This is a genomic window from Pseudomonas sp. (assembly GCF_051660785.1).
Lineage (GTDB): Bacteria > Pseudomonadota > Gammaproteobacteria > Pseudomonadales > Pseudomonadaceae > Aquipseudomonas.
The window spans coordinates 1-7,992 of the sequence record NZ_JBOFQE010000112.1; the positions used below are offsets into that span (position 1 = coordinate 1).

Here is a 7,992-nt window from a genome sequence, read left to right on the forward strand (position 1 = left end):
AACTGATCGATGTGAGGACCGTGTCCACTTCCGAAGCGGAAGCACTGTCCTCAATGATCACATCGCCAACGTTGTCGACATAGTAGCTGTCATTGCCTGCGCCGCCGTTCAGGGTATCGGCACCGGCGCCGCCGTTGAGGGCGTTGTTTGCGGCGTTACCGGTCAGCACGTTGTTGAGGTCGTTACCCGAAAGATCAATGCTGCCGGCACCGAGTAAACGACCGTCTTCAATGTTGCTCGACAGGGTGTAGCTGACCGACGTCAGCACCAGATCGCGGCCTTCATTGGTTGCTTCGGTAACGATATCTGCCACGGAGTCGACAAAATAAGTATCGTCGCCGACCCCACCCAACATCGTGTCAGCGCCGGCAGCACCGTCCAGAACGTCGTTACCTGCACCACCCCGAAGCGTGTTGGACCAGGCATTGCCGACAAGGGTGTTATTCAAATCGTTGCCCAGCACCGTAAAGCTTCCGGCACCGTACAGGGAAATATTTTCGACATTGCTCAGGCTGTTGATGCTCATGTCGATGATGCTGGTCTGGGGTGTCAAGTCATACGAGATGAACAACGTGTCGCTGCCTTCACTGGCGGCTTCCTGAATCAGCGCCAGTTCGCCGGCTTGATCCAGTCCGTAGATGTCATCCCCTTTGCCTCCGATCATGACATCCAGGCCGCCCGCGCCGTTCAGCACGTTGTTGCCATCGTTGCCGGTCAGTACGTTGTTTTGGCTATTGCCGATTCCGAAATTGTCGGCGGTACCCGTCAGGGTGAGGTTTTCCAGGTTGGCGCCAAGCGTGTACGAGACCGACGACTTTACCGTGTCGGTCTCGTTGACCAGGGTACTGGTCTCGAAGATCGCATCCCCGACGTTATCGACGATATAGGTATCGTTGCCTGTGCCGCCGACCAGAACATCGGCACCAGTGCCGCCGTCCAGTATGTTATCGCCGGCATTGCCAGTGATCAGGTTGCTCAGCGCATTGCCGGTGCCGTTGAGATTGGCATTGCCCAGCAATGTCAGATACTCGACGTTGCTGCCCAGGGTGTAGTTGACCGATGAATAGACGGCGTCGATTTCGGATGTCGAGGTGCCGTCTTCGATGACTACGTCGCCCGTGTTGTCGACAAAATAAGTGTCGTTGCCTGCGCCGGCGTTCATGGTGTCGGCACCCGCCATGCCATCCAGCATGTTGTCCAGGGCATTGCCGATCAGCGTGTCGCCAAAAGCCGAGCCATAGGCATTTTCGATTTTGGTGCCATAGGCAATCGCCAGGCCTTCGTTGAACGAAGTCAGGGTGTCGAGGTTGAGAAAGGCCTTGCCGATCTGACTGAACTGACCTTCATTCAGGTTGATTCGTACCGCTGATGCCTGGTTGCTGCCGTCAATGGCATCGACACCACCCGAGTCCCAGATGGTCTCGAAAACCGACTGGGTAGGGGCCCAGTTATAGAAATTGTTTCCAGCCTGCCACTGGGTATTGGCCCCATACAGTTTCTGAATGGCCAGAATGTCCAGCAGCATCGGGCTGGTGGGCTGGTACGAGTACGAGTCGTTGTAGCTCATTACCGTGAATCGGACATCGTCCAAAGACGGGGTGAGAATGGTTTTGTTATCACTGCTGGCTTCAAACGGGTGCTTGAGACCCAAGGCATGGCCGATTTCATGTACGAAAGTCAGATAATCGAAGGTGCCTTTTGAAGGCGCCGGATCATCAGTGCCCGGACCGATCCAAACGTCGCCACCAACAGGGGTGCGATCCGGGTAGTAGGCCCATGCAGCGAACTTTGGGTCCATATCCAGGTACCCGCCGAATCGCAAGTCGCCGACGTTCCTGATGTTTTCCTGCACCAACGTGAACTGAATATTGGCGACCGCACTCCACATCCCAAGCGCACTGGTCACGGCGCTTTGTTGCGCCGAGGTCAGGGTGAAGCCGTTCAGGTATTCATTGTGAGGGCTGTAGTCGCGAGCGAAGTAGGAGTTGTCGGTGGTGACGAAGCTGTAAGTCAGCAACGTCGGCGTCCCGGCTTTGTGAAACGGGGAGGTACCTGTCCAGTAGTCGCCTGCAATCAAGCTGTCGAGTGGCTTGTTGCCGGTCAGCATTGTCCATGTGGTGTAGGAGTAATCAGTCGGAGAAGGCATGCGAAATTCCTGAGTGCGCTGCGGCCCTTCCTGGATGCGACCGCTACAAAAGTACGATTTTGCACCAGAACGGGTGCATTTGACATCATCTAGCCACTACTTTTCTGTTTGGTGGCGTCAAGTAATTGGCCTGGCGATCTGTATCGGCGAGTGGCGTAGAATCCTGAAACAACGACATTGCCATCCGTCTGATACAGGCCATCGACTGCCCATGACCGTACCAAGCCCCTCCCTGATCCGCGAAACCTTCCCCGTTGGCCCTTTGCAGTGCAACTGCACGATCATCGGCGATCCGATCAGCAAAAAAGCGATCGTGGTCGACCCGGGCGGCAATCATGAGCTGATCCTGGCGCGCCTCGATGCCTTGGGGTTGAAGGTGGTCAGCATCATCCATACCCATGCGCATCTGGATCACTTTCTGGCTTCCGGCCAGCTCAAGGAGAAAACCGGCGCGACCCTGCATCTGCATAAGGAAGATCAATTCCTTTGGGACAATCTGGAGATGCAGTGCCAGATGTTCGGTGTGCCCTACACGCCAGTGCCGTCGCCGGACCGCTGGTTGGCCGACGATGAGGAACTGGCCTGCGGTTGCGGCGTGGCGTTACACACGCCGGGTCATACACCGGGATCGATGAGCTTTTGGTTTCCCGAGGCCAAGCTGCTGATTGCCGGTGACACGCTGTTTCGTCGCGGGGTAGGGCGCACGGATTTGTGGGGTGGCGATCAGGCGACCATCGTGCGATCGATCAAGCAGCGGCTCTATACGCTCGACGAAGAGGCGACGGTTGTGACCGGGCATGGTCCGGACACGCGCCTGGGTGATGAAATGCGCGAGAATCCGTTTGTGCGGGCTTAATTGTTACCGATTGAATTTTCGGCGGCGAAAATGATCCAACGCCCGCAAAGGCCAATGCCTTTGTCCGTTGCACCCCAGAATGCAAAAGTAGGAGCTCTTCATGTTCACCAAGCAGCGTTTGATTATTGTCGCTACGGCTGTGGCCTTGCTGTCTGGCTGCGCCTCGCCTAACCCTTATGACAACCAGGGCCAGGCCGACGGTGGCTCCACGGGCATGAGCAAAACCGCTAAGTACGGTGGCCTCGGCGCGCTGGCCGGCGCTTTGGCGGGTGCCGCCATCGGTCACGATAACCGTGGCAAGGGCGCATTGATTGGCGCCGCCGTTGTGGGTGCTTCCGCTGCCGGCTACGGTTATTACGCTGACCAGCAAGAGAAGAAGCTGCGGGCCAGCATGGCCAATACCGGTGTCGAAGTGCAGCGTCAGGGTGACCAGATCAAGCTGATCATGCCGGGCAACATCACGTTCGCCACCGATTCGGCGAATATCGCTTCCAGCTTCTATCAGCCGCTGAACAATCTGGCCGGCTCGCTCAAGGAGTTCAGCCAGAACCAGATCGAAATTGTCGGCTACACCGACAGCACGGGTGCCCGTCAGCACAACATGGACCTGTCCCAGCGTCGCGCCCAGAGCGTAGCAACTTACCTGACCTCACAAGGCGTCAGCGGCGCCAACCTGTCAGCTCGCGGTGCCGGGCCGGATAACCCGATTGCCAGCAATGGCGACGTCAATGGCCGGGCGCAGAACCGTCGGGTAGAGGTCAACCTGAAGGCGATTCCGGGCCAGCAGTATTCGCAACCGACCCAGTAAGTGACAGCAAAAGCCTGACTGAACCCCAGGCGTAAAAAAGCCCGCCCGATCCTCAACAGATCCGGCGGGCTTTTTTGTGGCGCGAGTACTGGCCCCATCGCGAGCAGGCTCACTCCTACAGGGAAAGCATTTCAAATGTAGGAGCGAGCCTGCTCGCGATGGGGGCAGAGCAGACAACCAAATAATCAGAGACAAAAAAGCCCCCGGACAATCACTCGTCCGGGGGCTTTTTCATGTCGCGCAGAACCTGATTACTTCTTCAGGCCATAATGTTCATCGAGCATGCCCGGCGCGTTCGGGGCTTTCGGTGCGTAATCACGAGGCGGCTCCTGATTGCGCGGTGGCGTCAGGCGTTCCCGTGGAGCCTGCGCCGCATCGGCGTGTAGCGCGGCCAGCAAGCGTTGACGGGTCTGCTCGTCCAGGGCCAGGCGATTGGCACCCTCGGCGAGGTGATCCTGCACTTCCTGATAGCTGGCAGTCAGCTTTTTGACCAGGTTTGCAGTGCTGTTGAAGTGGGTGACCACCTCGTTCTGATAACTGTCGAAACGTTCCTGAATGTCGTCCAGCTGACGTTGTGTGCTGCTCGGCGCTGCATTCGGCACCAGGCGAGCGATCAGGAAACCAATGGCGACACCCACAACCAGGGCAAGAGTCGGCAACAACCAAACTAAGAGCGAGTGTTCCACGAGTCCTTCCTCTATAAACGGCTTTGCTTTACGTTAACGGCTCGAACCTGCGCTGTATACCGCGATTCACTCGCAATAGATTGGCACAGACAATTTGCTAGACGAGTCGACCCGATTCGAGGTCACGGAGTTCCTTCCTTGCTTATGCGCGAAACCCCTGTAGTGATTGATGGCCCGGTCGGCCAATTGGAAGCCCTCTACCTGGACAATGAGCAGCCTCGCGGTATCGCGCTGATCTGCCATCCAAACCCGGTGCAGGGCGGCACCATGCTCAACAAGGTTGTATCGACCCTGCAGCGCACCGCGCGCGACGCCGGTTTGATCACCTTGCGTTTCAACTACCGTGGCGTCGGTGCCAGCGAAGGCGCTCACGACATGGGCACCGGCGAAGTCGACGACGCTCAGGCAGCGGCCGAATGGCTGCGGGCCAAACACCCGGATTTGCCACTGACCCTGTTCGGTTTCTCCTTCGGCGGTTTTGTTGCAGCAAGTCTCGGCGGGCGCCTGGAAGCCAAAGGCGAGCAGTTGAAACATTTGTTCATGGTCGCGGCCGCCGTCACCCGTCTCAACGGTTATGACCTGTTGCCGGTCAACTGCCCGCTGACCCTGATCCAGCCGGAAACCGACGAAGTCATCGATCCGCAAGCCGTCTACGACTGGTCCGACAAACTCGAACGTCCCCATGAGCTGCTGAAAGTGGCAGAATGCGGACACTTTTTTCATGGCAAGCTGACCGATCTCAAGGATCTGATCCTGCCGCGCCTTTCGAATTGATTGCAGTCTGACAAGCGATTACCCATGACGACTCGTACCCGTATCCTCACCGGCATCACTACCACCGGCACGCCGCACCTGGGCAACTACGCCGGTGCCATCCGCCCGGCGATCCTGGCCAGCCGTGACAGCAATGCCGATTCGTTCTACTTCCTCGCCGATTACCACGCCCTGATCAAATGCGATGACCCGCTGCGCATCCAGCGCTCGCGTCTGGAAATCGCCGCGACCTGGCTGGCCGGTGGCCTGGATGTGGACCGCGTGACCTTCTATCGCCAGTCCGACATCCCGGAAATCCCCGAACTGACCTGGCTGCTGACCTGCGTCGCCGCCAAGGGCCTGCTCAACCGCGCCCACGCCTACAAGGCCTCGGTGGACAAGAACGTCGAGACCGGCGAAGACCCGGATGCCGGCATCACCATGGGCTTGTACAGCTACCCGGTGCTGATGGCGGCGGACATCCTGATGTTCAACGCGCACAAGGTGCCGGTCGGACGTGACCAGATCCAGCACGTGGAAATGGCCCGTGACATCGGCCAACGCTTCAACCACCTGTTCGGTCAGGGCAAAGAATTTTTCACCATGCCCGAGGCGCTGATCGAAGAAAGCGTCGCCACGCTGCCAGGCCTCGACGGTCGCAAGATGTCGAAGAGCTACGACAACACTATTCCGTTGTTCAGCAGCGCCAAGGAAATGAAGGACGCGATCTCACGGATTGTCACTGACTCGCGCGCGCCGGGCGAAGCCAAGGATCCGGATAACTCGCACCTGTTCACTTTGTTCCAGGCGTTTGCCACGCCAGCACAGGCTGATGAATTCCGCAGCGAACTGTTGCAAGGCCTGGGTTGGGGCGAAGCGAAGAATCGTCTGTTCCAGCTGCTGGACAGCGAGCTGGGCGAATCCCGCGAGCGTTATCACCAGTTGATCGAGCGCCCGGCAGACCTGGAAGACATCTTGCAGATCGGCGCCAAAAAGGCCCGCTCGGTCGCCACGCCGTTCCTCCACGAACTGCGTGAAGCGGTGGGCTTGCGTTCTTTCGTTGCTCAGACTCAAGTTGCTGCCACCACCAAGAAGAAAGCTGCGAAAGCCGCGCGCTTTGTCAGCTTCCGCGAAGAAGACAGCAGTTTCCGCTTCCGTCTGCTGGCGGCCGATGGCGAGCAACTGCTGTTGTCGCGCAACTTCGCCGACGGCAAAACCGCAGGCCAGGTAACCAGGCAGCTGCAATCGGGCCAGCCGTTGGATGTGCGCAGTGAAGACCGCAGTTTCAGTGTCTGGCTGGAAGGCGAATGCGTGGGCGACAGCCCTACTTTTGCTGATAACGCCGCTCGCGACCTGGCCATCGACGCCCTGCGGGTTGCGCTGACGCCTGTTCAGGAATAAATCAACGGCTCGGTCCGACCAAGGGCCGATTGCCATTCCCACGGGCCGTCGCTACAGTGACGGCCCGTTTTTGTTGCCTTGCTAACGAATTATGACGCCCCTAGAACGATATCAAGCTGATCTGAAACGCCCGGAATTCTTCCATGATGCCGCGCAGGAAACTGCGGTGCGCCATCTGCAGCGCCTGTACGACGATCTGGTCGCTGCGTCGAACAACAAGCCGGGTCTGCTCGGCAAACTGTTTGGCAAGAAAGACCAGGCACCGGTCAAGGGCCTGTATTTCTGGGGTGGCGTGGGTCGCGGCAAGACTTACCTGGTCGACACTTTCTTCGAAGCGCTGCCGTTCAAGGAAAAGGTCCGCACTCACTTCCACCGCTTCATGAAGCGTGTGCACGAAGAGATGAAGACCCTCGGTGGCGAAAAGAACCCGCTGACCATCATCGCCAAGCGTTTCTCCGACGAAGCCCGGGTGATCTGTTTCGATGAATTCTTCGTGTCCGACATCACCGACGCGATGATCCTCGGCACGCTGATGGAAGAACTGTTCAAGAACGGCGTGACCCTGGTCGCGACCTCGAACATCGTGCCGGACGGTCTGTACAAGGATGGCCTGCAACGTGCGCGCTTCCTGCCGGCCATTGCCCTGATCAAGCAGAACACCGACATCGTCAACGTCGACAGCGGCGTCGATTATCGTCTGCGTCACCTCGAACAAGCCGAGCTGTTCCACTTCCCGCTGGACGAAGCCGCTCAGGAAAGCCTGCGCAAGAGCTTCCGCGCCCTGACACCAGAATGCACGGCCGCCATCGAGAACGATGTGTTGATGATCGAGAATCGTGAGATTCGGGCTGTGCGTACCTGTGACGACGTGGCCTGGTTCGACTTCCGTGAACTGTGCGACGGCCCGCGTAGCCAGAACGATTACATCGAACTGGGCAAGATCTTCCATGCCGTGTTGCTCAGCGGTGTCGAGCAAATGAGCGTCACCACCGACGACATCGCCCGACGCTTCATCAACATGGTCGACGAGTTCTACGACCGTAACGTCAAGCTGATCATCTCCGCTGAAGTCGAGCTCAAAGACCTCTACACCGGTGGTCGCCTGAACTTCGAATTCCAGCGCACCCTCAGCCGTCTGCTGGAAATGCAATCGCACGAATTCCTGTCCCGGGCGCATAAGCCTTAGGATTATTCGGAAAATGAAAAAGGGCCTGCAGATGCAGGCCCTTTTTTTGTGCGCGCTGTTTGACTCCGCACAATCCCTGTGGGAGCGAGCCTGCTCGCGATAGCGGTATGTCAGTCACATCTTTGTTGGATGTACAGCCGCTATCGCGAGCAGGCT

At 58.1% G+C, this 7,992-nt stretch carries 7 protein-coding genes; 5 read left to right on the forward strand and 2 right to left on the reverse strand.

Annotation, left to right across the window (positions count from 1 at the left end; genetic code table 11):
- The coding region (locus tag ACRC4F_RS30545) for a M10 family metallopeptidase C-terminal domain-containing protein (protein WP_438662652.1) at positions 1 to 2,146 on the reverse strand (2,146 nt) is incomplete at its 3' end.
- 211 nt (positions 2,147 to 2,357) lie between these two features.
- Here ACRC4F_RS30545 and ACRC4F_RS30550 point away from each other — a divergent pair.
- Positions 2,358 to 3,002: an MBL fold metallo-hydrolase gene (locus ACRC4F_RS30550; RefSeq protein WP_438662653.1), complete on the forward strand. Its 645-nt coding sequence runs from the start codon at positions 2,358 to 2,360 to the stop codon at positions 3,000 to 3,002.
- Positions 3,003 to 3,102: 100 nt separating this feature from the next.
- The gene (locus ACRC4F_RS30555) at positions 3,103 to 3,810 is read left to right on the forward strand and encodes an OmpA family protein (protein WP_131059453.1); all 708 of its coding nucleotides are present in this window, start codon (positions 3,103 to 3,105) and stop codon (positions 3,808 to 3,810) included.
- Between the two features lie 251 nt (positions 3,811 to 4,061).
- On the opposite strand, the gene ACRC4F_RS30560 is transcribed toward ACRC4F_RS30555, so the two are convergent.
- A complete protein-coding gene (locus tag ACRC4F_RS30560; protein ID WP_109634733.1) occupies positions 4,062 to 4,496 on the reverse strand; it encodes a YhcB family protein in 435 nt (144 codons plus the stop codon).
- Positions 4,497 to 4,640: 144 nt separating this feature from the next.
- Between ACRC4F_RS30560 and ACRC4F_RS30565 the strand changes: the two genes are divergently transcribed.
- The 3 genes from ACRC4F_RS30565 to zapE all read left to right on the forward strand — a co-directional run bounded on the left by ACRC4F_RS30565 (position 4,641) and on the right by zapE (position 7,836).
- Complete coding sequence (locus ACRC4F_RS30565; RefSeq protein WP_438662654.1) at positions 4,641 to 5,270, forward strand: alpha/beta hydrolase; 630 nt, start codon at positions 4,641 to 4,643, stop codon at positions 5,268 to 5,270.
- A gap of 24 nt (positions 5,271 to 5,294) precedes the next feature.
- Positions 5,295 to 6,650 (forward strand): tryptophan--tRNA ligase, encoded by a 1,356-nt coding sequence (locus tag ACRC4F_RS30570; RefSeq protein ID WP_438662655.1) that lies wholly within the window; start codon positions 5,295 to 5,297, stop codon positions 6,648 to 6,650.
- Positions 6,651 to 6,741: 91 nt separating this feature from the next.
- A complete protein-coding gene (gene zapE, locus ACRC4F_RS30575) occupies positions 6,742 to 7,836 on the forward strand; it encodes a cell division protein ZapE (protein ID WP_109634727.1) in 1,095 nt (364 codons plus the stop codon).
- Positions 7,837 to 7,992 lie beyond the last annotated feature (156 nt).

Bases quoted from the DNA above. Each gene is read 5' to 3' on its own strand.
- ACRC4F_RS30550 (WP_438662653.1), top strand. From the start codon at position 2,358: ATGACCGTACCAAGCCCCTCCCTGATCCGCGAAACCTTCCCCGTTGGC.
- ACRC4F_RS30555 (WP_131059453.1), top strand. From the start codon at position 3,103: ATGTTCACCAAGCAGCGTTTGATTATTGTCGCTACGGCTGTGGCCTTG.
- ACRC4F_RS30565 (WP_438662654.1), top strand. From the start codon at position 4,641: ATGCGCGAAACCCCTGTAGTGATTGATGGCCCGGTCGGCCAATTGGAA.
- ACRC4F_RS30570 (WP_438662655.1), top strand. From the start codon at position 5,295: ATGACGACTCGTACCCGTATCCTCACCGGCATCACTACCACCGGCACG.
- zapE (WP_109634727.1), top strand. From the start codon at position 6,742: ATGACGCCCCTAGAACGATATCAAGCTGATCTGAAACGCCCGGAATTC.